Source organism: Flindersiella endophytica, assembly GCF_054779015.1.
This window is the reverse complement of the sequence record NZ_BAAGYY010000034.1, coordinates 59,522-81,987: the sequence shown is the minus strand read 5'-3', so window position 1 is coordinate 81,987 and position 22,466 is coordinate 59,522. Positions and strand designations below refer to the sequence as shown.

The 22,466-nt window shown below is 68.1% G+C and carries 23 protein-coding genes; 12 read left to right on the top strand and 11 right to left on the bottom strand.

All coding sequences use genetic code 11. The features are described from left to right. Nucleotides 1-126 precede the first annotated feature (126 nt). On the bottom strand, nt 127-1,896 hold the full coding sequence (locus ACYVF6_RS37895; RefSeq protein WP_460528848.1) for a GAF domain-containing sensor histidine kinase: 1,770 nt from the start codon (nt 1,894-1,896) through the stop codon (nt 127-129). 216 nt (nt 1,897-2,112) lie between these two features. On the opposite strand from ACYVF6_RS37895, the gene ACYVF6_RS37890 reads away from it, so the two are divergent. The 3 genes from ACYVF6_RS37890 (at nt 2,113) to ACYVF6_RS37880 (ending at nt 4,249) form a co-directional block, all read left to right on the top strand. Next, nucleotides 2,113-2,712, top strand: coding sequence for a hypothetical protein (locus ACYVF6_RS37890; RefSeq protein ID WP_460528846.1), 600 nt, complete (start codon nt 2,113-2,115; stop codon nt 2,710-2,712). 90 nt (nt 2,713-2,802) lie between these two features. Next, nucleotides 2,803-3,453: a transcriptional regulator gene (locus tag ACYVF6_RS37885; RefSeq protein ID WP_460528844.1), complete on the top strand. Its 651-nt coding sequence runs from the start codon at nt 2,803-2,805 to the stop codon at nt 3,451-3,453. A gap of 148 nt (nt 3,454-3,601) precedes the next feature. Next, entirely contained in the window at nt 3,602-4,249 is a 648-nt protein-coding gene (locus ACYVF6_RS37880) for a TetR/AcrR family transcriptional regulator (RefSeq protein ID WP_460528842.1), read from the top strand. Here ACYVF6_RS37880 and ACYVF6_RS37875 read toward each other — a convergent pair. After that, on the bottom strand, nt 4,165-5,067 hold the full coding sequence (locus ACYVF6_RS37875; RefSeq protein WP_460528840.1) for a CPBP family glutamic-type intramembrane protease: 903 nt from the start codon (nt 5,065-5,067) through the stop codon (nt 4,165-4,167). The two genes, ACYVF6_RS37880 and ACYVF6_RS37875, sit on opposite strands and share 85 nt — an antisense overlap. A gap of 136 nt (nt 5,068-5,203) precedes the next feature. Here ACYVF6_RS37875 and ACYVF6_RS37870 point away from each other — a divergent pair, with 136 nt between their 5' ends. Both ACYVF6_RS37870 and ACYVF6_RS37865 read left to right on the top strand, forming a co-directional pair. Further along, nucleotides 5,204-6,550 (top strand): sensor histidine kinase, encoded by a 1,347-nt coding sequence (locus tag ACYVF6_RS37870; RefSeq protein WP_460528838.1) that lies wholly within the window; start codon nt 5,204-5,206, stop codon nt 6,548-6,550. 80 nt (nt 6,551-6,630) lie between these two features. Continuing rightward, complete coding sequence (locus tag ACYVF6_RS37865) at nt 6,631-7,272, top strand: response regulator (protein ID WP_460528885.1); 642 nt, start codon at nt 6,631-6,633, stop codon at nt 7,270-7,272. Here the strand turns inward: ACYVF6_RS37865 and ACYVF6_RS37860 are convergent. The 4 genes from ACYVF6_RS37860 to ACYVF6_RS37845 form a co-directional block, all read right to left on the bottom strand. After that, nucleotides 7,257-8,156, bottom strand: coding sequence for a phosphotransferase family protein (locus tag ACYVF6_RS37860; protein WP_460528836.1), 900 nt, complete (start codon nt 8,154-8,156; stop codon nt 7,257-7,259). The genes ACYVF6_RS37865 and ACYVF6_RS37860 overlap by 16 nt on opposite strands. Nucleotides 8,157-8,165: 9 nt before the next feature. Then, entirely contained in the window at nt 8,166-8,987 is an 822-nt protein-coding gene (locus tag ACYVF6_RS37855; protein WP_460528834.1) for an oxidoreductase, read from the bottom strand. 994 nt (nt 8,988-9,981) lie between these two features. Continuing rightward, a complete protein-coding gene (locus ACYVF6_RS37850; protein ID WP_460528832.1) occupies nt 9,982-10,431 on the bottom strand; it encodes a hypothetical protein in 450 nt (149 codons plus the stop codon). 52 nt (nt 10,432-10,483) lie between these two features. After that, the gene (locus ACYVF6_RS37845) at nt 10,484-11,338 is read right to left on the bottom strand and encodes a TetR/AcrR family transcriptional regulator C-terminal domain-containing protein (protein WP_460528830.1); all 855 of its coding nucleotides are present in this window, start codon (nt 11,336-11,338) and stop codon (nt 10,484-10,486) included. Nucleotides 11,339-11,415: 77 nt separating this feature from the next. Here ACYVF6_RS37845 and ACYVF6_RS37840 point away from each other — a divergent pair, with 77 nt between their 5' ends. Both ACYVF6_RS37840 and ACYVF6_RS37835 read left to right on the top strand, forming a co-directional pair. Beyond that, nucleotides 11,416-13,683, top strand: coding sequence for an excinuclease ABC subunit UvrA (locus tag ACYVF6_RS37840; protein WP_460528828.1), 2,268 nt, complete (start codon nt 11,416-11,418; stop codon nt 13,681-13,683). A 72-nt stretch (nt 13,684-13,755) separates the two neighbouring features. After that, nucleotides 13,756-14,253: a DinB family protein gene (locus ACYVF6_RS37835; RefSeq protein ID WP_460528826.1), complete on the top strand. Its 498-nt coding sequence runs from the start codon at nt 13,756-13,758 to the stop codon at nt 14,251-14,253. 180 nt (nt 14,254-14,433) lie between these two features. Here ACYVF6_RS37835 and ACYVF6_RS37830 read toward each other — a convergent pair whose 3' ends face one another. Both ACYVF6_RS37830 and ACYVF6_RS37825 read right to left on the bottom strand, forming a co-directional pair. Further along, nucleotides 14,434-14,973 (bottom strand): class I SAM-dependent methyltransferase, encoded by a 540-nt coding sequence (locus tag ACYVF6_RS37830; RefSeq protein WP_460528824.1) that lies wholly within the window; start codon nt 14,971-14,973, stop codon nt 14,434-14,436. Nucleotides 14,974-14,994: 21 nt separating this feature from the next. After that, a complete protein-coding gene (locus ACYVF6_RS37825; RefSeq protein ID WP_460528822.1) occupies nt 14,995-15,858 on the bottom strand; it encodes a Rossmann-fold NAD(P)-binding domain-containing protein in 864 nt (287 codons plus the stop codon). 116 nt (nt 15,859-15,974) lie between these two features. Between ACYVF6_RS37825 and ACYVF6_RS37820 the strand changes: the two genes are divergently transcribed. Next, complete coding sequence (locus tag ACYVF6_RS37820; protein ID WP_460528820.1) at nt 15,975-16,361, top strand: winged helix-turn-helix transcriptional regulator; 387 nt, start codon at nt 15,975-15,977, stop codon at nt 16,359-16,361. 105 nt (nt 16,362-16,466) lie between these two features. Here the strand turns inward: ACYVF6_RS37820 and ACYVF6_RS37815 are convergent, their stop codons facing one another. Both ACYVF6_RS37815 and ACYVF6_RS37810 read right to left on the bottom strand, forming a co-directional pair. Then, nucleotides 16,467-16,940, bottom strand: a complete 474-nt coding sequence (locus ACYVF6_RS37815; protein ID WP_460528818.1) for an OsmC family protein — start codon at nt 16,938-16,940, stop codon at nt 16,467-16,469. Nucleotides 16,941-16,943: 3 nt separating this feature from the next. After that, nucleotides 16,944-17,699, bottom strand: a complete 756-nt coding sequence (locus ACYVF6_RS37810; RefSeq protein WP_460528816.1) for a helix-turn-helix domain-containing protein — start codon at nt 17,697-17,699, stop codon at nt 16,944-16,946. A gap of 88 nt (nt 17,700-17,787) precedes the next feature. On the opposite strand from ACYVF6_RS37810, the gene ACYVF6_RS37805 reads away from it, so the two are divergent. Continuing rightward, nucleotides 17,788-18,573: a phytanoyl-CoA dioxygenase family protein gene (locus ACYVF6_RS37805; protein ID WP_460528814.1), complete on the top strand. Its 786-nt coding sequence runs from the start codon at nt 17,788-17,790 to the stop codon at nt 18,571-18,573. Nucleotides 18,574-18,583: 10 nt separating this feature from the next. Here ACYVF6_RS37805 and ACYVF6_RS37800 read toward each other — a convergent pair whose 3' ends face one another. After that, nucleotides 18,584-19,078 (bottom strand): hypothetical protein, encoded by a 495-nt coding sequence (locus ACYVF6_RS37800; RefSeq protein WP_460528811.1) that lies wholly within the window; start codon nt 19,076-19,078, stop codon nt 18,584-18,586. Between the two features lie 216 nt (nt 19,079-19,294). On the opposite strand from ACYVF6_RS37800, the gene ACYVF6_RS37795 reads away from it, so the two are divergent. From ACYVF6_RS37795 to ACYVF6_RS37785, 3 genes are read left to right on the top strand one after another with little or no spacing between them, the layout of a single operon-like run. After that, complete coding sequence (locus ACYVF6_RS37795; protein WP_460528809.1) at nt 19,295-20,626, top strand: sugar ABC transporter substrate-binding protein; 1,332 nt, start codon at nt 19,295-19,297, stop codon at nt 20,624-20,626. A 30-nt stretch (nt 20,627-20,656) separates the two neighbouring features. Beyond that, complete coding sequence (locus tag ACYVF6_RS37790) at nt 20,657-21,619, top strand: carbohydrate ABC transporter permease (RefSeq protein ID WP_460528807.1); 963 nt, start codon at nt 20,657-20,659, stop codon at nt 21,617-21,619. After that, nucleotides 21,619-22,464, top strand: a complete 846-nt coding sequence (locus tag ACYVF6_RS37785) for a carbohydrate ABC transporter permease (RefSeq protein WP_460528805.1) — start codon at nt 21,619-21,621, stop codon at nt 22,462-22,464. The genes ACYVF6_RS37790 and ACYVF6_RS37785 overlap by 1 nt, the downstream gene beginning before the upstream one ends. Nucleotides 22,465-22,466: the final 2 nt, after the last annotated feature.

The following is a 22,466-nucleotide window of genomic DNA, read 5'->3' as shown; positions in this document are numbered from 1 at the left end:
GGCCCGCCCCCAACGCTCTCGCGTATACAGGGCAGGCAGACACCGCCGGAAGTCACCGCCGGCAGGGCCACCCGGCAGTTACGGTCGTTACGGTCGTCCGCAACTGGCCCGGCCAGGAGCCCAAGGTCAGAGCTCGATCGGAACGTTCCAGGTCACGCTCGTCCCGCCGGACGCGCCCGGCTCGGCGGCGAACGAGCCGCCCAGCCGGCCTGCGCGATCGGCCATGTTGGCCAGCCCGCTGCGCCGGGCCACCTGCTCGGGAATGCCGACGCCGTTGTCGACCACCACCAGCTCGAGCGTCCGCCCGGGAATGTCGACATGGATCCTGGCCGTGACCTCGGACGCCTGCGCGTGCCGGACGACGTTGGTGAGCGCCTCGCGCAGCGTCGATAGCAGCTCGCTGGCCAGCGACTCCGACACCACGGTGTCGATCGGGCCGGTGAGCGCGAGATGCGGAGTGAAGCCGAGCGGCCCGCTGATGTCCTCGATGATCTCGAGGATGCGCCGGCGAACGCTCGGTGCCTGGTCCTGGTCGTCCTGCAGGGAGAAGATCGTCCGGCGGATGTTCTGGATGGTCTGGTCGAGCTCGCGGACGTAGCCGCTGATCCGCGCCGAGACGCCGGGGTTGGCGATCTGGCGTACCGATCCCTGGATGCCCAGCCCGATCGCGAACAGCTGCTGGATCACCAGGTCGTGCAGGTCGCGGGCGATCCGGTCGCGGTCCTCATAGATCGCGAGCCGCTGCTGGTCGGCCTGCGCCCGGGCGTACTCCAGCGCGAGGGTCGCATGCCCGGCGAACGTCATCAGCATCCGCATGTCAGCCGAGTCGAACGTCTGCTGGCTCTCCGGGCGTACGACCGTGAGCACACCCAGGCGTTGCGTGCCGGCGCTCAACGGCACCACCAGCAGTGAGCTGGGCTCGGGCTCCTCGAGCACCTCGCCGTTCGCAGCTTCGGCCGGCAGCCCGATGCTGGACAGGTCGCCGATGACGACGCAGGCCTCGCCGGTACGCAGGACCTCGCCGATGCGGTTGCCGTCAGTCGGGATCCGGGAACCCTGGATCGCCGGGGAGACCGGTCCGGACACGACATCGACGGTGAGCTCCTGGTCGCGGTCCGTCAGCGCGAGGACGGCGATGCTCGCACCCGCGACCGTCCGGGCCCGGTCGGCCAGCAACTGCAGCGTCTCCTCCGGACCCGCACCACCCAGCATCCGCGACGTGATCTCGGTCGACGCGATCAGCCAGTTCTCCCGGCGACGCGTCTCCTCGTACAGACGGGCGTTCTCGATCGCCACACCGGCCGCGGCCGCCAACGCGATCACCAACTGCTGGTCCTCGGCGGTGAAGTCGCCTCCACCCTGCTTCTCCGTCAGATAGAGATTGCCGAACGCCCTGCCACGCACCAAGATCGGAACACCCAGAAAAGACCGCATCGGCGGATGATTCGGTGGAAACCCGAACGACGCGGGATGTTCTGCCAGATCATGCAACCGGATCGGCGCGGGCTCATTGATCAACAACCCCAGAATGCCCTTACCTGTCGGCAGATGACCGATCGAGCTCCGCTCCGCGTCCGACACTCCCACATTGCGGAACTCCACCAACGTCCGTTCCGGCCCGATCACCCCCAACGCGCCGTACCGAGCGTTCACCAAATCGCAAGCCGCCCGTACGATCCGATCCAGCACCTCCGGCAACGCCAGGTTGCTGCCAACCGAGACCACCGCATCCAGCAAACGGTGAACCCGCTCCTCGTTCTCGATCAGCAGGCCCGCCCGATCCACCAGCTCCCGCAGCAAGGTGTCGGTGCGCAGCATCCTGAGATCGGGCAGCACGAGGTCGGACGACTGGTCGACCGGCTGTGGGCGGCCCAAGCCGGAGTCACCTTGCTCCATGTTCCGCAGCTTAATCCAGTCGATCACCCAAGGGCGATCCAAACGTCCCGCCGGCCCGTGCCGAACGGACCGTCCCGCCGGAGCCGTCGCGCCCGCATACGTCCTGGCCGGCTCCCGACCATCGGCATCGAGCTCCTGTGCCGTCCGGCCGCAGCGCCGTGCGCGTTCCTGACGGGAGATTGGAGGCAACAAACCAAGCCCGCAAGGAGAAGTGAGATGGCCACCCAATCCACGCCGGCCCAGCGGACCCCCCGACGGACGGCTCCTGCTCCGTCCAGCACGCCGGACGTACCCTCCACGAGAGGACCGGGCCGGCTACTGGCGGTCGTGCGGATCGCCACCGGGTTCGTGTTCCTGTGGGCGTTCCTCGACAAGCTCTTCGGCCTCGGCTACGCCACCCCGGCGGAGCGTTCCTGGGCCAACGGCGGCTCGCCGACCAAGGGATTCCTCTCCGGCGTCGCCGTCGGACCGTTCGAGTCGACGGCGCACAGCATCGCGGGGACGGCCTGGGCGGACTGGCTGTTCATGCTCGGCCTGGCCGGTGTCGGCATCGCGGTCATCGCGGGAGTCGCGCTGCGTGTGTCCGCGGTCGCCGGCGGCCTCATGATGCTGCTGATGTGGGCGGCCGAATGGCCACTCGACAAGCTGACATCCGGCGGCGAACCGTCGATGTCGACCAACCCGCTCATCGACTACCACATCATCTACGCACTGGTCCTCATCGTTGTGGCGGCGACGTACGCCGGCTCCACGTGGGGTTTCGGAAAGGCCTGGAGCCGTCTGCCGCTCGTCCAGCGCTTCCCGTGGCTGGCATGACCTGATACGTCTCGGTTTGGCCCCAAAGGCCCGGTAGGAGTGGGCCTTTGGGGTCTACCGGCGACTGCCGGCACCTGTAACTATTGAATCATGGCGATCAAGGTCTTCCTGCTCGACGACCACGAAGTGGTACGCGTCGGCCTGCGGCAGCTGCTGGAGAGCGAACCCGGCATCGAAGTCGTCGGCGAGGCCGGAACCGCCGCCCAGGCAGTCGCCCGGGTTCCCGCGCTCCGGCCTGATGTCGCCGTGCTGGACGTCCGCCTGCCGGACGGCGACGGGGTCACCGTCTGCCGCGACATCCGCTCGGCGATGTCGCCCCCGCCGGCCTGCCTGATGCTCACCTCGTACGCCGACGACGAGGCTTTGTTCGAAGCCATCATGGCCGGTGCGTCCGGCTACCTCCTGAAGCAGATCGAGGGCAACCGCCTGATCGAAGCGGTCCAGCGGCTGGCCGCCGGCGAATCCCTGCTCGACCCCGCCCTGACCGCGGCGGTGCTCGAACGGCTGCGGCACGGCTCGGAGGAGGAAGACCCGAAGTACTCCTCGCTGTCGCCGCAGGAGAAGCGGATCCTCGACTACGTGGCGCAGGGCATGACGAACCGCGAGATCGCGCAGACCATGTACCTCGCGGAGAAGACGGTCAAGAACTACGTGTCGGCGTTGCTGCGCAAGCTCGGAATGCAGCGCCGCACGGAGGCGGCGGTGTACGCGGTGGAGCGTACGCACAAGCCGCAGCCGTAGACCGTAACGCTGTCGCCGCGTGCGGTCAGGTCGCGGAGGCCGGAGGCCGGAGCCCACCACGGTCTTGACGATCTGAACCGTCGCTGTCCGCGATGCCTGTGCTACAGCCCACGGCAAGCCGGGCTGTAGCTGCGTATATTCGGCCCTTATGACCGAGCCGGACCCCGCAGATCTCACCGCCCGCGCCCGGATCAGGAACGCCGCGATGGTGCATTTCGGCGAGCACGGCTTCGAGAAAGCCACGATCCGCGGCATCGCACAGACCGCCGGCGTCTCGTCCGGGCTGGTGCGGCACCACTTCGGGTCCAAGCAGGCGTTACGGGAGGCCTGCGACGAGCACCTCGCGCGTACGATCAGCCGTCTCAACGACCAGGTCTGGGGCGACCGCGGCACCGGCGGTGTCAACTACGTCACCGCCGGCCGGCTCGCGATGGGGCCGTACCAGCGCTATCTCGCCCGCGCGCTGTCGGAGGGTGCGGCAGGAGACCTGTTCGACTCGATCGTCTCGATGGTCGAGGAATGGCTGGCCGCCGCCGACGCCGAACGCGCGGACCAGCCCGCGGCCGACCGCCGTAGCCGGGCGACGGTGTTCACGGCGATGGCGCTCGGCGTACCGATGCTCTACTCCCACGTCGCACGCGGGCTCGGCGTCGACCTCGAGTCGCCGGAAGGTGACCGCAGGCTGGCCAGGGCGCTGCTCGACATCTACTCTCACCCGCTGCTGGCCCCATCGGATGCCGCCGCGGCCCGGGACGCGCTCGACAGGCAGGAGGCCGCGGAGGCAGGCACGGCCTGACCTGGTCCGGCGCCCCCGGTCCAGCGGCCGGCGAGCACGATGCACAGGCTGGTCGCCGCCAATGGCACCATCGTCACGAGCATCACCGTGACAACGTTCAGCCCACCGCCGTCCTGCAACAGGATCCCGGTCAGCAGGCTGAGCACCATGTTGTTGCCCGCGTGCGCGACGCTCGTCGTCCAGATCGAGCCGCTCCTGGTCCGCAGCCACGCCAGCGCGATCTCCTGGAACTGGAACGACAGGGTCCAGACGGCCAGCCCCACCAGCACGTTGTCGAACTCGATGTAGCCGAGGAAGGCCAGCGGATAGTGCCAGACCGCCCAGATCAGGCCAGTCAGCATGACCGCGGCCCACGGCCGGCCCGGGCACAGGCGCAGCCGGAGGTAGCTCGTCCAGCCGAACTCCTCGCCCCAGTAGAGCGGCGCCAGCAGCGGCACCACCAGTATCAGCACCAGAACGAACGTCCATCCCGGTAGGCCTGGCACGACGTCGCCGAGCCCGGCCAGGTCGAAGTGCCACAGCCCGAGGGCGGCCGCCAGGCCGACCGTTGCCGCCGCCAGCACCAGCGGCCCGAGCCAGGCCAGGACGTACTCCCGCCAGGCTTCCCGGAAACGCAGCCGTAGCCCCGCGTCGCCGAATCCCTCCCTGGTGACCCATCGCCGCACCACGACGGCCGCGATCGCAGGCAGGAACGCCCACCACTGCGCCAGCGGGTTGACCAAAGACCAGCCGAGCAGCTTCATTCCGAACATGCCGGCCCAGCTCAGGCCGAACGTCAGACCCAGAAACGCCCACACGCCTTTGCTTCTCGTCTCCATGGCCCACCAGGGAATCCGACGAACGGGTGCCCGGTCACCGGAGCGGAGCACCAAAGCCGGGGTGTACTCCGCTATACCTCGAGGACTACGGCTCGCCTCGCTGGTAGTGCGGGCTGCCGCGACTAGCGTGCTTGACGTGACGAACGTGACGAAAGCAAAGCCGGCGAGCGCCTGGGAGGCTCTCCACCGCGCAGGCTTCCTCCTCAGCCAGTGGCCTTGGCGCTCGGCCGCGTACGTGCTCACGACTCCGTTCGTGGCAGGCGTGGTGGCGATTCCGATGTGGCTCCTCGCCGCCCCGATCCTGCCCGCGCTGGCCTGGGCGCGGAACGGCCAGTTCGAGACGCGCTTCGGCTCGATGGCCGTTCTTACGCTGCTCGCGGCCGCGTTGCTCACGGCGTTCGGTCCGCTGGTCGCGGCACCGCTGGGATACGTGGAGCGGCTCCGGCTGCAACTGGGCGACTCGCGTCCGGTCGCCGACCCGCCGAACCAGCCGTTCCTCCGCTGGATTCGCACCCGCTACACCTCTCCGTCGGCCTGGCGGGAGTTCGGATATGCCGCGCTGCTCGTGACGGCCATCCCGCTGCTCTACCTGGCGGTCGCCATCGTCGGCATGGTCGACTTCGTCTGGATCATCAGCCCGTTGCTGGTCTCCGAGGGAGACTCGATCAGCATCGGATTCGCCACGATCAGCTCGGCCGGGGAGGCGATCCCGTTCACCGCGGCCGGCCTGCTGCTACTGCCCGCGATGCCTTACCTGTGGACCCTCCTGTCCGCCACGCACGTCGCGATCGCCCGTTCCTTGTTGCTTCCGGCGGCGAACGAAGAGTTGCGTACCGAGCTCGTCGAGGTCACCCGGTCGCGCGCCCGGCTGGTCGACGCGTTCGAGGCCGAACGCCGCCGGATCGAGCGCGACCTGCACGACGGCGCGCAGCAGAAGCTGGTCAGCCTCACCATGCAGCTCGGCCTGGCGAAGGTGGACCTGCCCGCCGGATCGCCCGCGGCCACGGCGGTGGCGGACGCGCACGAGCAGGCCAAGCAGCTGATGGCCCAGCTGCGCGAGCTGATCCGCGGCATCCATCCGCGGGTGCTGTCCGACCGTGGCCTGCCGGCGGCGATCGGCGAGCTCACCGACCATGTACTGCTGCCGATCGATGTCAACGTGTCCTTGCCGGATCGGCTGCCCAGCCATGTCGAGGCCACGGGGTACTTCGTGGTCGCCGAGGCGCTCAACAACGTCGCCAAGCACAGTGGCGCCTCCAGCGCTTCGGTCACCGCCCGGCTGGACGCCGGGATGCTGGTTGTCGAGGTCGTCGACGACGGGCAGGGCGGCGCCGATCCGTACGCCGGCGCCAGTCTGACCGGACTGGCCGGGCTGGTCGACCGGGTGTCGGTCGTCGGCGGCAAGATGTACCTGTCCAGTCCAGACGGTGGGCCCACCGTCGTACGTGTGGAGATTCCGTGCGGTCCGAGCAGAGCGGGGTAGGAGCAGGGTCAGTCGATGCCAGCGCCGGGCCTGATTCCGGGTCTGATTCCGGGGCTGTGCCGCGTGGCCGCGAGGGCGGGATACGCACTGTGCTTGCCGAAGACGGCGTGCTGCTTCGCGAAGGGCTGGCGGGCCTGCTCACCCGGTTCGGCTTCGAGGTCGTGGCGGCGGTCGGTGACGCCCAAGCGCTGCAGGCGGCGGTGGCCACGCACCGGCCCGATCTCGTCGTGACCGACATCCGGATGCCGCCCGGCTTCTCCGACGAGGGACTGCGGGCCGCGGTCTCGTTGCGGCAGGCGGATCCGGGGCTCGCGGTGGTCGCGCTGAGCCAGTACGTCGAGCGCAGCTACGCCGCCGAGCTGCTCGACTCCGGCGACGGCACCCGGGTCGGCTATCTCCTGAAGGATCGTGTGGTCGACGTCGAGGAGTTCGCCGGCAAGCTGCGGCAAGTCGTCGACGGCGGCACGGTCGTCGATCCGGAGGTGGTCCGGCAACTCCTTCGCAGGCAGGGCGATCCGCTCTCCCGGCTGTCCACGCGCGAACGTGAGGTGCTCGCGCTGATCGCCGAAGGGCACTCCAACAGCGCGATCACCCGGCGGTTGGTCGTCACCGAGACGACGGTGGCCAAGCACGTCGGCAACATCTTCGCCAAGCTCGACCTGCCACCCACCGACGACACGCATCGGCGGGTGCTCGCGGTGCTGGCTTACTTACGTAGCTGAGCTTCCAGCTTCGCCTTGGCCGTGCACGCGCGGTCGACCATCGCGCCGACCGCGCCGATTCCCAGGTTCTTGGCGGCGAACACCAAGTACTTCACGTTGACCGCGACCGTTGCCCAGTGGAAGCCCAGTGTTGCCAGCTCTTCGTCGAGCGGGCTGCCGGTGGCGTCCTGCCAGGATTGCTTGTAGCGCTGGAACTTCTCCGTTCCTGGTGTGGTGAGGTTGGCGAGGTCGAGCATCGCGGGCGCGAGGTAGACGCCGCCCCAGTCGATGAGCATGGAGTACGGACCGTTCACCAGAACGTTGTTGGCGTGGACGTCGCCGTGCACGAGCGTGTGTGGGAGGGCTTGGAGCGTACGAGCAAGGGTTGGGTCGATGGCGTACTCCCTGAGCAGCTCGAGGGTCTGGTCTCGTAGCGGGTCGGCCGGGATGAACTGGGGCAGGCGTTCGATCGCGAACTCGCACTTCTGCCGCCACCTGGCCTGGTCGAGTCGCGGGACGTCTTCCAGCGCCACGTCGGAGTAGTGGGCGTGCAGGCGGGCGAGCGACTCGACCACCTCGACGGGGATCGCTGGCTCGTTGAGGGCGGGTATGCCGGTGTAGAAGGGTGTCAGCACCCACGGGCCGTTCTCGTCCTCGCCGGTGGCGAGCAGCTCGGGGAACGTCGTGGCGTCGCGGACCTCTTGCAGAGCGCGGAGGGCGGAAACCTCAGCCTGGTTGGCTGTTTTGCGTAGTACGGCGGCCAGCGCGGGACGGGCGTACGGGCGGGTCACGCGCAGGTCGAGGCGTTCGACGTTGGGTGAGGAGAAGCCGTTGGTGAGCTTCGTCCGCCGCGTCACCCAGGCGATCGCGCCGTCTCCCCAGCGTTCGCGAACCCACCCGTCCATGCGTCCAGGCTAGCGCTCGCGGGTGACGAGCTTGTCGAACACGCGATCCGGCAGGAAGCGGTGCATGCGTACGAGCGTGCCGGCCAGGTAGCCCTTGCGGTAGCGCGGATCGGGGTCGTTCGACTCGATCGCCTTCCGGATCACGTCGGCGATCTCCTGGGGCTCGGATGCCTTGCTGTTCTGGCCGAACGAGGCCTCGGCGGCCTTGGCCATCGCCTCGGTCTGGGCGGCGTAGGGGCCGCCGTTCGAAAGCTCGCGCATGTCCTGCGGCGTATGGTCCTGGAACTCCGTCTTGACCAGGCCGGGCTGGATGATGACGACGTTGATGCCGAAGCGCTTGACCTCCTGGCGGAGGGAGTCGGTGTAGGCCTCGAGCGCGTGCTTGGAGGCGTGGTACCAGCCGCCGAGCGGCAGGGAGATCGCGCCGCCGACCGAGGAGACGTTGACGATCGTGCCGCTGTGCTGGTTTCGCATCTGAGGGAGGACGAGCTGGATCAGGCGGGCGGGGCCGAACAGGTTGACCTCGAACTCGCGGCGGGCGCGGTCGAGCGGCACCTCCTCGGCGGCGCCGTACTGGCCGATGCCCGCGTTGTTGACCAGGACGTCGATCCTGCCTTGCTCGTCGAGGATGGCGCGGACGGCGCGTTCGAGGTCGGCGTCCTTGGTGACGTCGAGCTCGATCGGGTGGCCGCCGGCGTCACGGATCACGTCCATCCGCTGGACTCGACGGGCGGCGCCGTAGACGGTGTGGCCGGCTTTCAGCAGTTCGAGGGCGGTGGCGCGGCCGATGCCTGAGGAGGCACCGGTGACGAGGCAGATCTTGGCTGCCATGACGTGACGACCTTTCCTGGGTCTTCTGCTTCGTGGTGCTTCTTGTGGGAGGCGTGGCTCGGGCTGGCTACACATGTGTATAGCATCCTGAACGTCGTCGCAGCCCGGCTGGTGCGTGAGATCCTGGCCACGTGGCCGTCGCGTACGTGGCTCGGGCGGTTTGTCTAGTCGATCTGGCACGCCTGCGGACAGATCTCCTATCCGCGTGAACGAATCGCGCCCACCGGGTCGACTGTCGGCGGCATCGCGCTGGGGTCACCGATCGAACAGATTCCCGACGATGGCGCGGGCGAATCGTCCGTCGCAGAAACCGGTTTCTTGATCGGGCCGCACGACCGGCCGATCGTCAACGCGCCAACCGCCGACCGCCGACCGCCGAGCACCGCGCGCCCTCAGCCCGCCCAGAAACCGGTTCCTGCAGGCACGCTGGCCCGCGTCGGCCGAAGGCGGGCTGAACTCCAATCCGAGAAACCGGTTCCCGCAGACCCGCCCGGCCCCGCCGGCCTAAGCGGGCTAGGCCGGCCGAGAAACCGGTTTCTGGGACGGAGCCGGCCAGACAACTGCGCAGAAACCGTGTTACTGCGCGCCCGAGAAACCGGTTCCCCGCTTTGGAGGAACCCTGCTTCCAGCGCGCCGGCGGTCTGCTGCGCCATCCGCCGCCATCCGCCGCCACCCGCCGCCACCCGCCGCCACCCGCCGCCACCCGCCGCCGCCAGCCGCTGCCGGTCACTGTCGGGACCATGAGCGGCGCCAGCGAGAAACCGGTTCCTGGCGGGCGGGTTCGTCTCCGATCGGAGCGAGCCGAGCGCGGGCGGAGAAACCGGTTCCTGGACGGCGGGCGCGGTGGTTCGTCGCCGCTGGCGCGGGCTGGGCTCGGATGGAGAAACCGGTTCCTCGTGCAAGAAACGGGTTCCCGGGTTGGAGAAACCGGTTTCTGTCGAGGTCGCCCGGCGCGGGCCCCAGCCGAGACGGCGAACCGTCCCGTTCAAGCTATTCAGCTCTGGTCGAGTTGTTTGGCGCGCTTGTCCGAACGTCCGCGGGTGATGTCCTGGGTCAGGCCGAGGCTGCCGATCAGCAGGAAGAAGCCGGCGGGAACCAGCACCCACAGCCACCTGCCTCCTTCGTCGATTGCCCAGAGGCCGGCGAGCGTGGAGAGCACGATCAAGCCGAGGCCCAGCCCGACCCCGATGCCGCCAGGGTCGCGCCGGCGTTCCTGTTCGTCTGCCAGGAGGTCGATCGTGCGGTCGACCAGGGCCGCGAGCTTCCGGGTGCTCGGACTGTCCGCGGGGAGCTCGTTCAGCAGCTCGATGTTGGTACGCAGATCCGACCGCAGCGTCCGGCGGGCTGCCCGCCTCCCCAGCAACGGAACCACCGCCCCGATCAGAGCACACGCCACCAACGCCACCTGCCCGATCAGCTGTGCGTCCATCCGGATGCCCCGCATCTCAAAACGCTCGCCGGCTTCGCTTGTTGGTGACGGCACAGACGGCGTTCGGTTACACGCCCCGACGCGCGATCGTCGCCTCCAGGCCGTCGAGGATGACGGCGAGGCCGGCCTCGAACGTCTGCCGGGCACGGCGTTCGAGGTACGGCAGCTCCGCGTCCTCCGGACCGAGCGCATCGGCCTCGCCGTCGTCGCTCTCGAGCCAGGTCGCTGCGGGAAACCGGTCCCCGAGATCGGGTACGACCTGCCGCAGCAGCGTCGTCCGCGCCAGCCACCACTCCTCGTCCGAGAGACCGGTTTCTTCCGGCGCCCTCCGAACCTCCGCGACCGTCTGGGCGGCGCCACGGACATAGTGGACCAGCAACGCGAACACACTGCGCAGCCGAGACGCCGAGAGACCGGTTTCTCGGAGGATCCGCGCCAGCGTCTCCCGGAGCGCGAACTCGTTCGGCCCGAGCACGGGCCGCGCCTGCGAGAAGCTCAACGCCCACGGATGCCGTACGTAGAACGCGCGCAGGTCCGCAGCCCACGCCGACAGTGCGGCGCGCCAGCCCGCGTCCAGCTCGTACGACGACGGCAGCTCGCCGAGCACGCTGTCGTACATCAGGTCGACGAGCTCCTTCTTGTTCGGCACGTAGGTATACAGCGCCATGCCCGTCCGCCCGAGCCGCTCGCCGACCGTCCGCATCGAAAGCGCGCCCATTCCGTCGGAGTCGGCGACAGCGATCGCCGCGCGGACGATCGCGTCGACGCTGAGCCCCGGCTTCGGCCCCGGCCCGCCGCTGCCGGCGCTCCCACTGCCACTCCCACAGCCGCTGCCCGGAGAGGAGCCGGCGCCGACGTCCGCGTCCCGCCACAGCAGCGACATCGACCGGTGTGTGTCCGCCTGCCCGGCGTAAAACGTCATTGCCAACTCCTTACAGCATAAAGTATTCTGCTCGGTCCAGCTTTATACCGTAAAGCATCACAGAGAGGCGGTACACGGTGACTCGGGCGGCAGCCGACAGCCATGACGTGATCCAGGTACGCGGTGCCAGGGAGAACAACCTCGCCAACATCTCGGTCGACATCCCCAAACGACGTCTCACCGTCTTCACCGGCGTATCCGGGTCCGGCAAGTCCTCGCTCGTGTTCGGCACGATCGCCGCGGAGTCGCAGCGGCTGATCAACGAGACCTACACCGCGTTCCTCCAGTCGTTCATGCCGAGCATCGGCCGGCCGGACGTCGACGGGCTCAACAACCTCAGCGCCGCGATCATCGTCGACCAGGAACGGATGGGCGCCAACTCGAGGTCGACCGTCGGCACGGCGACCGACGCGCACACGATGTTGCGGATCATCTTCAGCCGGATCGGCCAGCCGTACGTCGGCCATTCCGGCTTCTTCAGCTTCAACCTGCCCGACGGCATGTGCCCGAAGTGCGAAGGCATCGGCCGCGTCTCGACGATCGACGTCGACCAGCTCGTCGATAGGGAGCTCTCGCTGAACGAGGGCGCGATCACCGTGCCGAACTTCGGCGTCGGCACGTGGTACTGGCAGGTGATGGCCGACTCCGGCTTCTACTCCCCCGACAAGAAGCTGAAGGACTTCACGCCGCAGGAGTGGAAGGACTTCCTCCACAAGCCGGCGACGAAGATCAAGGGCGCCTCGTTCAACACCACGTACGAGGGTCTCGTGGTGAAGGTGCAGCGCACGATCCTGTCCAAGGAACGCGACTCGATGCAGAAGCACCTCCGCGCGTTCGTGGACCGCGCGGTGGTGTTCAGCACCTGCCCGGCCTGCGACGGTGCCCGGCTGAACGAAGCGGCGCTGTCGTCAAAGATCGACGGCCGCAACATCGCCGACTGCTCGGCCATGCAGATCAGCGACCTGGCGGAGTTCATCCGTTCGATCGACGATCCGTCGGTCACGCCCTTGCTGAAGACCTTGCAGGAAACGCTGGATTCCCTGGTGGGCATCGGGCTCGGCTACCTCAGCCTCGATCGCGAGTCCGGCACGATCTCGGGCGGCGAGGCGCAACGGGTGAAGATGGTGCGGCACCTGGGCTCGAGCCTGACCGACATCACGTACGTCTTCGACGAGCCGACGGTCGGACTGCACCCGCACGACATCCAGCGAATGAACAACCTGCTGCTTCTTCTCAAGGACAAGGGAAATACCGTGCTCGTCGTCGAGCACAAGCCCGAGGTGATCGAGATCGCCGATTACGTCGTCGACCTCGGGCCGGGGGCGGGCACCGGTGGCGGGCAGGTCTGCTACACCGGTGACGTAACCGGCCTGCGCGCGTCGGACACCTTGACAGGAAGGCATCTGGACCATCGCGCCCAGCTGCGTCCGGAGGTACGCGAGGCGGCCGGCAAGCTGCAGATCCGGAACGCGAACCTGCACAACCTGAAGGATGTCTCGGTTGACGTCCCGCTCGGTGTGCTGACCGTGGTGACCGGCGTCGCCGGCTCCGGTAAGAGCTCGCTGATTCACGGCTCGATCGCTTCCAGGGAAGGGGTTGTGGTCGTCGACCAGTCGGCGATCCGGGGCTCGCGGCGCAGCAACCCGGCGACGTACACCGGCCTGCTCGACCCGATCCGGGCGGCTTTCGCCAAGGCCAACAACGTGAAGGCGGCCTTGTTCAGCGCGAACTCCGAGGGCGCCTGCCCGAAATGCAAGGGAATCGGGCTGGTCTACACAGATCTGGCGATGATGGCCGGCGTCGCGTCGATCTGCGAGGAGTGCGAGGGGCGGCGGTTCACGCCGGAGGTGCTGACGTATCTCCTGCGTGGCAAGAACATCAGTGACGTGCTGGCGATGCACGTGGAGGAGGCGCGTTCGTTCCTGGCGTTCCTGCCGGCGGCGAAGGTGATCCTGGACCGGCTTTCCGATGTGGGGCTGGGATACATCGGGCTGGGTCAGCCGCTGACCACGCTGTCCGGCGGCGAGCGGCAGCGGCTGAAGCTCGCGATCCGGATGGCCGACAAGGCGGTGACGTACGTGCTGGACGAGCCGACCAGCGGGCTGCATCTCGCGGACGTCGACCAGCTGCTGGCGTTGCTGGATCGGCTGGTCGAGTCCGGCAACACCGTGATCGTGATCGAGCACCACCAGGCGGTGATGGCCCACGCCGACTGGATCATCGACCTCGGCCCGGGCGCCGGCCACGACGGTGGTCAGGTGGTCTTCGAGGGAACGCCGCACGAGCTGGTCGCGAAGGGCGACTCGCTGACAGCGGTGCACTTGCGCGAGTACGTCGGCGCGTAACCGAGGCTCTTCTGCTTGCGCATTCTGTCCTGTCTGGCTCTTTTGCGCGCCGGGCAGGGCAGAATGCGTGGCATGGAACGGATCCCAGAGCCGCCGGACGGTGACGAGCGCGGCATCCTGCTTGGCTGGCTGGCGTTCCACCGGGACGCACTGCGGGCGAAATGCGCCGGACTGTCGGAAACGCAACTGGTGTCGCGGTCGGCGCCGCCGTCGCCGCTGTCGTTGCTGGGACTGGTCCGGCACCTGACGGAGATGGAACGCGCGTATGCCGTCTGGGCGCTCGGACCGGCGGCCGACCTGGAGTGGGTGTGGGGCGTCTACACCGACGACGGCCCCGAATGGGACATCGACGCCGACGCCTCCATGGTCGAGTCGTCGATGGCGGCCTGGCAGGCGGAGATGCGCGCGGCGGACGCGCGCTTCGCCGAACACGCGACGCTCGACTCCGTTGGCGCGGGCAACGGGCGCAGCGTGCGCTGGAACCTGCAGAAGCTGATCGGCGAGTACGCACGCCACAACGGCCACGCCGACCTGATTCGCGAACGAATCGACGGCCAGACCGGCGAATGACCGCCGGACGGGTGAGAGGCGGCGGATGTCCGCCGCTGGCCCGGCGACCGGCGGCGTGCGGGAAGAGCTCGAGGTCGGCGGTCTGGCCATCGACGAGCAGACCCTGCCCGACGCTGGCGCGGCCAGCCGACAACGCCAGGTCAGATCCGCGACGCACCGGCGGAATGACCGGCCACGCCGCTAACGCGCCGGCGTGCCAACGACGGTCAGCGCGCGACCGGAGCTCAGGTCGGCGGTCTGGACGTCCGCGGCTGTGAAGCCGTTCTGCTTCAGCACCGCTTCCAAGCGGGCGATGGTCGGCTCGGTGTCGGCGGGGTCGAGGGGTTGGTACGACAGGTACACGGCTCCGCCCGGTGCCAGGTGGTCACGGATGACGGCGAGTTCGCAGGCAGGGTCGCCGCGGGCGAAGACAGGTACGTGGACTCCGAGCACCTTGTCGAACTGCGCGCCGGCGAGGTTGGCGTGCTCCAGCGACGTGATCTGGAACGACGCGCGGCCGCTCGCGATGTGTTCCGCGTTGCGGCGGCGCGCCTGTTCGATCATCTTCGCCGACCGGTCGAGGGCGAGGACGGTGCCGCCCGCCGTGAGGCGGTCGCAGGCCAGCGTCACCGCGACGCCGTGGCCGCAGCCGATCTCCAGTAGGCGGTCGGACGGCTGCAACCGTAACGTCGCGACGGCCCAGACCAGCCGTTCGGCCGCTGCTGGTCGCCGGATCGCCATGGCCGTCACCCTAACCGCGGGTCACCCCGAGCGCAGGGCCGCTTTCAGTACCTCTGCCAGCGGCGTCGTCGGACGGCCGATCAGGCGGCGGAGGTCGCCGGTGGTGGTGTCGAGTTCGCCGCGTGCGATGCCGCGGTCGGAGTCGGCGAGGACGGCGGCGAACGGCTCTGGCAGGCCTGCCGCCACGAGCGCCTTGGCGTAGTCGTCGGCCGGGAGGTCCTGGTAGCCGACCACGACGCCGGACTGCTTCGAGACCTCGGCGGCGTACTCCGCCATCGTGAACCGGTCGTCACCGCCGAGTTCGTAGGCGACGTTCGTGGCCTGCTCGTCGCCGGCCAGGACGGCGGCCGCTGCCTCCGCGAAGTCGACCCGCGGCGCCGCGGCGACCCGGCCGTCGCCGGCCGAGCCGAGGACCGCCTTGTACTCCAACGCGGGGGCGAGGTTCTCGGTGTAGTTCTCGGTGTACCAGCCGTTACGCAGGAAGATGTACGGCAGACCGGACTCACGGATCGCGGCCTCGGTCGCCTGGTGCTCGGCCGCGAGCTGGACGCCGGTGGTCTCGGCATTCAGGATGCTGGTGTACGCGATCAGGTCGACGCCGGCCGCGACCGCCGCGGCGATGACGTTCTGGTGTTGCGGAAGCCGCTTGCCGGGCTCGCTCGCCGAGATCAGGAGCAGCCGATCGGTGCCGACGAGCGCTGCGGCGAGGGTTTCGGGCCGGTCGTAGTCGGCCTCGCGCACTTCTACGCCGCGCCCGGCGAGGTCCGCGGCAGCCGCGGGATTGCGTACGGCGGCGACGATCTGGTTCGCGGGCACGCCGCGCTCGAGCAGGGCAGCGACGACGAGCCGGCCGAGCTTGCCGGTGGCTCCGGTGACGGTGATCATGTGGGCACTCCATTCGTTCGGACTACCCCTCACACTGCACTAACTTCTAGAAAGTGCCAACCAATGGTGAGCACAATCACTTGGGAGAGCGCGGCGCACCAGCTACCGTGGAGGGCATGAGCTGCGAGACCGGGCCGAGCGACGAGCTGATCACCGACGTGTTCGCACGCGCCTGCCCGTCCCGGCGCACGCTCGAGAACGTCGCCGGCAAGTGGGGCACGCTCGCGCTGGTCGCACTGCTGGAGGGCGGCTACCGCTTCAACGCGCTGCGGCGCCGCGTCGACGGCGTCAGCGAGAAGATGCTGGCCCAAACCCTCCACGCCCTCGAACGCGACGGGCTCGTCACCCGCGACGTGCAGGCAACGATCCCGCCGCGGGTCGAGTACACCCTCACCCCGCTCGGCGAACGCGTCGCCGGCAAGCTCCACGAGCTGATCGAGCTCGTGGAGGCCGAGATGCCGGCCGTCCTCGAGGCTCAGGCCGCCTACGACACGGCGAAGTAGAAACGCTCGAACTGCAAGGAGCAGGCGGCGCCCTGCGGCGCACGACCCTGGCGTCGGCGCGGCACACCGCCAGGGCGATCTTCGCGGGCGAGCGCCGAAGCGGCCCTACTCGACCTTGACTCGCGGTTCGTGGTCGACCGGGAAGTTGACGGATCGGGCGATGAAGCAGACCGCGCCGACCTTTTCGTGCAGCGCGTGGGCCTGCTCGACCATCGACTGCGAGGCGACAGTGACCACCGGGCGCAGGACCACGCGAGTGAACTGGCCACCCCAGCCCTCGTCGTCCTGGACCATCGTGCCGACCGCCGAATCTTCGTACCCGACCACGACCACGCCGGCCTCGACGCAGAGGTGGAGGTAGGCCAGCATGTGGCACTGCGCCAGCGCCGTGACCAGCAGCTCCTCCGGATTCCAGCGCGAGGCGTCACCCCGGAAGGTCTTGTCGGACGAGCCGGCGAGCGCGGGCTTGCCGGCTGCCCGGACCTCGTGCTCGCGTCCGTAGTCGCGGTAGCCCGTGGTGCCGCTCCCTCGGTTGCCCTGCCATTCGATCGCGATGTCGTATTGATGCGAGGCGCCCATGCCTCACAACGTACCCGCGCGCAACGCGCCCGGTGCCGAGCCCGTCGCCGCCTTCACGTGGCGGCTGAGGTGGCTCACCGAGTCGTACCCCGTGAGCTCGGCGATCGCCTGCAAGGTCAACGTGGAGTTACGGATGTAGCCGAGCGCGTGCCGCAACCGGACGCCCTGCAGCGCCGCGCGCGGGCTCATCCCCCGGTAGCGCACGAAATAGGCGCGCAGCGAGGACGCCGAGAGCCCCAGCTCGGCGGCGACCTCCGCGATCCGGACGCGCGCGGCGAAGCGCTCCTCGAAGAGCCGTTCCGCCTGCCCGACCAGCTGCTCCGCGTCCGTCACCGGCGAGGCGCCGGCCGCCGCCGCCCGCCGCAGTCGCAGGTCGAGCTCGCCCATCAGCAGGCCGCACAGCTCCGCGCAGTCCGGACCTGGCTGGTTGATCTCCCGTACGAGCGCGTCGAACACCCGGCCCAGGCTGCGCTCGCCGTCGTCGAAGCACAGCCGCGGCCACGGCCACCCGGCAGGCGCGGAGACCTGCAGGAAGCGGTTGACGTAGCCGGTACGGCTGAGCTCCGCGTGCCACGTACGCGGCGGCGTGAGCAGCACTGTGCCGGGCGTCGCGGAGTACGTCTCGTCGCCGATCGGGCAGGTGATCCGGCCGCGGACGTAGTAGACGAGCTCCCACGACGTGTGCGCGTGCGACGGGAAGTCCTTGCCGGGCCCCGCGGTGTGGACGCCGGCGCTCAGCAGCTTCGGCGATTTGTGCATAAGCGCTGTCGCCTTCTGCATTGGTTTCCAGGTACGTCAGAGCGATGCTGACATCGATTCGTGCACCTTGTAAAGGAGTGCATTGCGCATGAGCGACCCGGATGACATGGACATGGCGACCGCGCTTCGCGACCTCGGCGTGACCGACGACCTGCTCACGCCGGCCGAGAAGGACCACCTCGACGCGATGGGGTTCCTGCCGCTGGAGGGGATCCTCACGCTGGAGGAGGTGGCCGGGTTCAACAAACGGATGGCCGAGCTCACCGCCGCCGAGGGCGACCGCGCGGGCCTGGAAGTTCACCAGGAGAAGGGCGCCGACCGCCTCGCCGACCTGATCAACAAGGACCCGATGTTCGAGGTGTGCTTCAGCCACCCGCGCGTCCTGGCGGCGATGAAGCACGTGCTCGGCGAGTTCAAGTTGTCGTCTCTCAACAGCCGGGCGGCACTGCCGGGCCAGGGACACCAGGCGCTGCACGCCGACTTCGGCCATCCGGTCGAGCCGGGCGCGTACGAGGTCTGCAACTCGATCTGGCTGCTCGACGACTTCACACCGGAGAACGGCGCGACACGCGTCGTGCCCGGCTCACACCGGCGCGGCACCATGCCCGGCGACGAGATGGCCGACCCGGCCGACGAGCACCCCGACCAGATCCAGCTGACCGGCAGGGCCGGCACGGTCGTGGTGTTCAACAGCCATCTGTGGCACGGCGGCACCAAGAACCGGACCGACAAGCCACGCCGGGCCATGCACTCCTACTTCGCGCTGCGGCACCTGCCCCAACAGCTGGACCAGCAGGCCTACCTCCGCGTCGAGACGTACAAGCGGCTGAGCCCGGCGCAGCGCTTCATGCTGGACGTCACCGGCACCGGATAGCTCCGGCGCGTTACTGGCAGGTCGCGGAGATCTGAACAGACGACGACACCGCCGCCTTGTCGGTGCTCGTGACCTTCACCTTCACTCCGTCCGTCCCGCAGGTGTGGTACTCCCTGGTCGAGACCTTGGCGGTGAACGCGATGGCCACCGACCGCTTGGCTTCGAAGGTCTTGAAGTAGACAGTGCCGCTGGTCATCCAGTCGCCCATGTGCGTCCAGTCGCCGTCGCCACTGAGCTCGCGGTAGTAGGTCGTGCCCTCCACGTAGTCGAGCCCTGCGGGCAGCGTGGCGCTGAGGTTCAGATCGCTCTGGGCCGCCGTTCCGGTGTTGGTGTACTCGACCGTGTAGGTGATGGTGTCCGGATACAGGCGGTTCACGAACCCCTCGATCTGTGACACGTTGGCGATCACCGCTGTCAGAAGTCCACCGATGGCCGTGATCAGCGCGGCGACGATCACCGGATGCCGGAGAGACGACTTTCCGGAGCCTTCGTCGTCATCTGCCACGACATCCCCTCAGTAGCACCCGAATCCACCGATCCCTGCAGTCCAGACGCATGGCCGACGCGCCGGTTACAGGCCGCGGGACCGCCGCCAGATTCGGGTCGAAAGCCCTCACTCTCGTTGCGATCTGATCACAGCACTATCCAACAAGAAAGTTTCTTGTTAGTTTGTCGGTCACTGTGCTCACGCATGAGGGCTCAGCTGCTTAGGGAGAGGCACATGAAGCTCGTGAAGATCGCGGCCGTTGCGACCGCCCTGGCGTTCGGCCTGGCCGCCGCCGGCTGCGGTTCCGGGGACGGCGGCACGACAAGCAACCAGCCCGGCAAGAAGGGCTCGGCGGGCGGCGACAAGCCGGCCAGCATCACGGTGTGGCGGTTCGGCGACCCGACCGATCCGCACAAACAGTTCATGGACGAGGTGAACGCCGACTTCACCAAGCAGACCGGCGTCAAGGTCAACGTCTCCTGGATCGCTTGGCCGGACGTGCCCGACAAGCTGTCGGCCGCCGCGGCCGGAGGGAAGGGCCCGGACGTCACCGAGATCGGCAACACCGACGTGCTCACCTGGGCCGGTCAGGACGCACTCGCCGACATCACCGAGAACGTCGAGGCCTGGGACGAGGCCAAGGGCATCCCCGACAACCTCTGGAGCTACGAGAAGCTCGACGGCGGCACCTACGCCGTTCCGTGGCTCGGCGGCGCCCGCGTCGTCTACTACCGCAAGGACTGGTTCGACGAGCTCGACATCAAGACACCCACGAACTGGACCGAGCTGGAGGCCGCAGCGCAGAAGATCGTGGCCGCCAAGGGCAAGGGCACCGCCGGCTTCGCCATCAACGGTGGCTCGGACGCGATCCACACCATCGCACCGTTCATCTGGGGCAACGGCGGCGAGATCGCCACCAAGGACGGCGACACGTGGGTGTCGAAGGTCGACGAGCCCGCCGCCAAGGAAGCGATCGAGTTCTACTCCGGCCTGGTCACCAAGTCCAAGGTCTCGCCCGCCGCGTACGCCGGCAAGAACTCCGTCGAGATCCAGAGCGACTTCATCAACGGCAAGGTCGGCATGTACCTCGAGGGCTCCTGGGGCATCGCGCAGATCACCGATCCCAAGAAGGGCAAGCCCGAACTGGCCGACAAGGTCGGTACGTTCGCCCTGCCGGCCAAGACCGGCGGCCCGGCACCGCAGTTCGCCGGCGGCAACGACCTCGCGGTCTGGAACGACAGCCAGGCAAAGGATGTGGCGTTCGACTACGTCAAGCTGATCGCCGGCAAGAAGTACGTCGAGAAGTACGCCCCGATCTCCGGGCTGCTGCCGGAGTACACCGAGCTTCTGCAGTCCGACGCCTACACCAAGGACCCGAAGCTGGCGCCGTACGCGCAGGCCTTCGCCGTCGCACGCGGCTACCCGACGTCGCCGAACTGGGTCGAGGTCGACCAGAACAAGACGGTGTTGCAGACCGCGGTCCGCGACATCGTGCAGAGGAAGAAGTCCGCCGACCAGGCGGTGCAGGACGCGGCCAAGGAAATGGACACGCTTCTCAACCAGTAGAAGCTTAACCAGTAAAGGGCATTCCTCCACATGGCTGCTGCTTCGCTGGGCTTCCGGCCAAGGCGACCCCTTGGCCGGAAGCTCACACCCTATGTCCTGCTCGCGCCGGGGCTGGTCGTCATCGGCGGACTGTTGCTGTACCCGCTCTACCAGATGGCGGTGATGTCGTTCCAGAAGGTCGGCATCCGGCAGATTCGCGGCGCCTCACCGCCGGAGTTCGTCGGTTTCGCCAACTACCAAAGCGTTCTGGAGAACGACCTGTTCTGGCAGTCGCTGCGCAACACGGTCGTGTTCGCCGCGATTACGGTCGCCGCCACGCTGGTGATCGGAACGCTGGTGGGTCTGTTGCTCAACCAGCTCGGCCGGAAGATGTCGACGTTCGTCATCATCGGCATAATGCTCGCCTGGGCGACGCCACAGATCGCGGTCGCGGTGATCTGGCGCTGGATGTTCGACGACCAGCGCGGTGTCGCCAACTGGGTCCTTTCCGCATTGCCCGACTGGCTCACCGGCGGCCTGTTCGGCCGGTCCGACTGGTCCGGCTTCGTCTGGACGCTCGACACGCTGCCGCTCTACACCGTGCTCGTGCTCGCCGTGGTCTGGCAGTCGTTCCCGTTTATCGCGGTGTCTGTGCTGGCCGGCCTCAAGTCGGTGCCGGGTGAGCTGTACGAGGCCGTCCGAATCGACGGCGCCGGCGCGTGGCGGGCGTTCTGGCAGCTGACGTTTCCCTTGCTGCGCCCGGTGTTCGCGGTGCTGTTCGTGCTGTCGGTGATCTGGGACTTCAAGGTGTTCACGCAGCTGTACGTGCTCGCCGGCAGCACGCTGGCCAACCGTGACGTGTTCAACCTGTCGCTCTACGGCTACGCGGAGGCGTTCAAGGTGCCGCAGAAGATGGGCATGGGTTCGGCGATCGCCATCATCCTGACGCTCATCCTGCTCGTCGTCACGGCCGTGTACGTACGTCAGATCGTGCGGCAGGAGGAGCTGGACTGATGGCCAAACCCGTGGCGTACAAGCGAATCGCGCTCAACCTGGCAGGCGTACTCGTGTTCGCGGCCTCGGTCTTCCCGGTCTTCTGGATGGTGTCGACCGCGCTCAAGCCAGGCAATGAGATCTTCGGACCCGACGTGCGGCTGTTGCCCGCGCATCCGACACTGGAGAACTTCCGGGCCGTACTCGAGGACGGCGTTGGTGGCCACTCGTTCTGGGTCTACCTGAGCAACAGCCTGATCGTCGCGCTCGGCACCGTGGTCGCCGGGTCACTGTTCGCGTTGTTGTCAGCGACCGCCGTGGCGCGCTTCCGGTTCCGGTTGCGCACGTCTTACCTGCTGTTGCTGATCGTGATGCAGATGGTGCCGGCCGAGGCGCTGGTGATCCCGCTGTTCCTGATGGTGAAACGGGCCGGCCTGTATGACCAGCTAGCCGGCCTGATCGTCGTCAATGTCGCGTTGACACTGCCGTTCGCGATCTGGATGCTGCGCTCGTTCGTGGCCGCCGTGCCTCGCGAACTGGAGGAAGCGGCGGCGATCGACGGTGCCGGCCAGGTGCAGGTGTTCTGGCGGATCCTGTTCCCGCTGGTGGCTCCCGGACTGGTCGCCACCAGTATCTTCTCGTTCATCACGGCCTGGAACGAGTTCATCTTCGCGCTCACGCTGATTCAGGACGACGGCCTCTACACAATGCCGGTCGCTCTCCGGTACTTCTTTGGCAGGGACGCGACAGAGTGGGGCTCGATCATGGCAGCATCGACGTTGATGACTGTTCCGGTCATCGTCTTCTTCCTGGCCGTCCAACGACGTATGGTTTCCGGCCTGGTCGCCGGTGCGGTGAAAGGATAAGT

Coding starts and splice junctions, on each gene's coding strand:
- ACYVF6_RS37895 (WP_460528848.1), bottom strand. CDS start 1,896: ATGGAGCAAGGTGACTCCGGCTTGGGCCGCCCACAGCCGGTCGACCAG.
- ACYVF6_RS37890 (WP_460528846.1), top strand. CDS start 2,113: ATGGCCACCCAATCCACGCCGGCCCAGCGGACCCCCCGACGGACGGCT.
- ACYVF6_RS37885 (WP_460528844.1), top strand. CDS start 2,803: ATGGCGATCAAGGTCTTCCTGCTCGACGACCACGAAGTGGTACGCGTC.
- ACYVF6_RS37880 (WP_460528842.1), top strand. CDS start 3,602: ATGACCGAGCCGGACCCCGCAGATCTCACCGCCCGCGCCCGGATCAGG.
- ACYVF6_RS37875 (WP_460528840.1), bottom strand. CDS start 5,067: ATGGAGACGAGAAGCAAAGGCGTGTGGGCGTTTCTGGGTCTGACGTTC.
- ACYVF6_RS37860 (WP_460528836.1), bottom strand. CDS start 8,156: ATGGACGGGTGGGTTCGCGAACGCTGGGGAGACGGCGCGATCGCCTGG.
- ACYVF6_RS37855 (WP_460528834.1), bottom strand. CDS start 8,987: ATGGCAGCCAAGATCTGCCTCGTCACCGGTGCCTCCTCAGGCATCGGC.
- ACYVF6_RS37850 (WP_460528832.1), bottom strand. CDS start 10,431: ATGCGGGGCATCCGGATGGACGCACAGCTGATCGGGCAGGTGGCGTTG.
- ACYVF6_RS37845 (WP_460528830.1), bottom strand. CDS start 11,338: ATGACGTTTTACGCCGGGCAGGCGGACACACACCGGTCGATGTCGCTG.
- ACYVF6_RS37835 (WP_460528826.1), top strand. CDS start 13,756: ATGGAACGGATCCCAGAGCCGCCGGACGGTGACGAGCGCGGCATCCTG.
- ACYVF6_RS37830 (WP_460528824.1), bottom strand. CDS start 14,973: ATGGCGATCCGGCGACCAGCAGCGGCCGAACGGCTGGTCTGGGCCGTC.
- ACYVF6_RS37825 (WP_460528822.1), bottom strand. CDS start 15,858: ATGATCACCGTCACCGGAGCCACCGGCAAGCTCGGCCGGCTCGTCGTC.
- ACYVF6_RS37820 (WP_460528820.1), top strand. CDS start 15,975: ATGAGCTGCGAGACCGGGCCGAGCGACGAGCTGATCACCGACGTGTTC.
- ACYVF6_RS37815 (WP_460528818.1), bottom strand. CDS start 16,940: ATGGGCGCCTCGCATCAATACGACATCGCGATCGAATGGCAGGGCAAC.
- ACYVF6_RS37810 (WP_460528816.1), bottom strand. CDS start 17,699: ATGCACAAATCGCCGAAGCTGCTGAGCGCCGGCGTCCACACCGCGGGG.
- ACYVF6_RS37805 (WP_460528814.1), top strand. CDS start 17,788: ATGAGCGACCCGGATGACATGGACATGGCGACCGCGCTTCGCGACCTC.
- ACYVF6_RS37795 (WP_460528809.1), top strand. CDS start 19,295: ATGAAGCTCGTGAAGATCGCGGCCGTTGCGACCGCCCTGGCGTTCGGC.
- ACYVF6_RS37790 (WP_460528807.1), top strand. CDS start 20,657: ATGGCTGCTGCTTCGCTGGGCTTCCGGCCAAGGCGACCCCTTGGCCGG.
- ACYVF6_RS37785 (WP_460528805.1), top strand. CDS start 21,619: ATGGCCAAACCCGTGGCGTACAAGCGAATCGCGCTCAACCTGGCAGGC.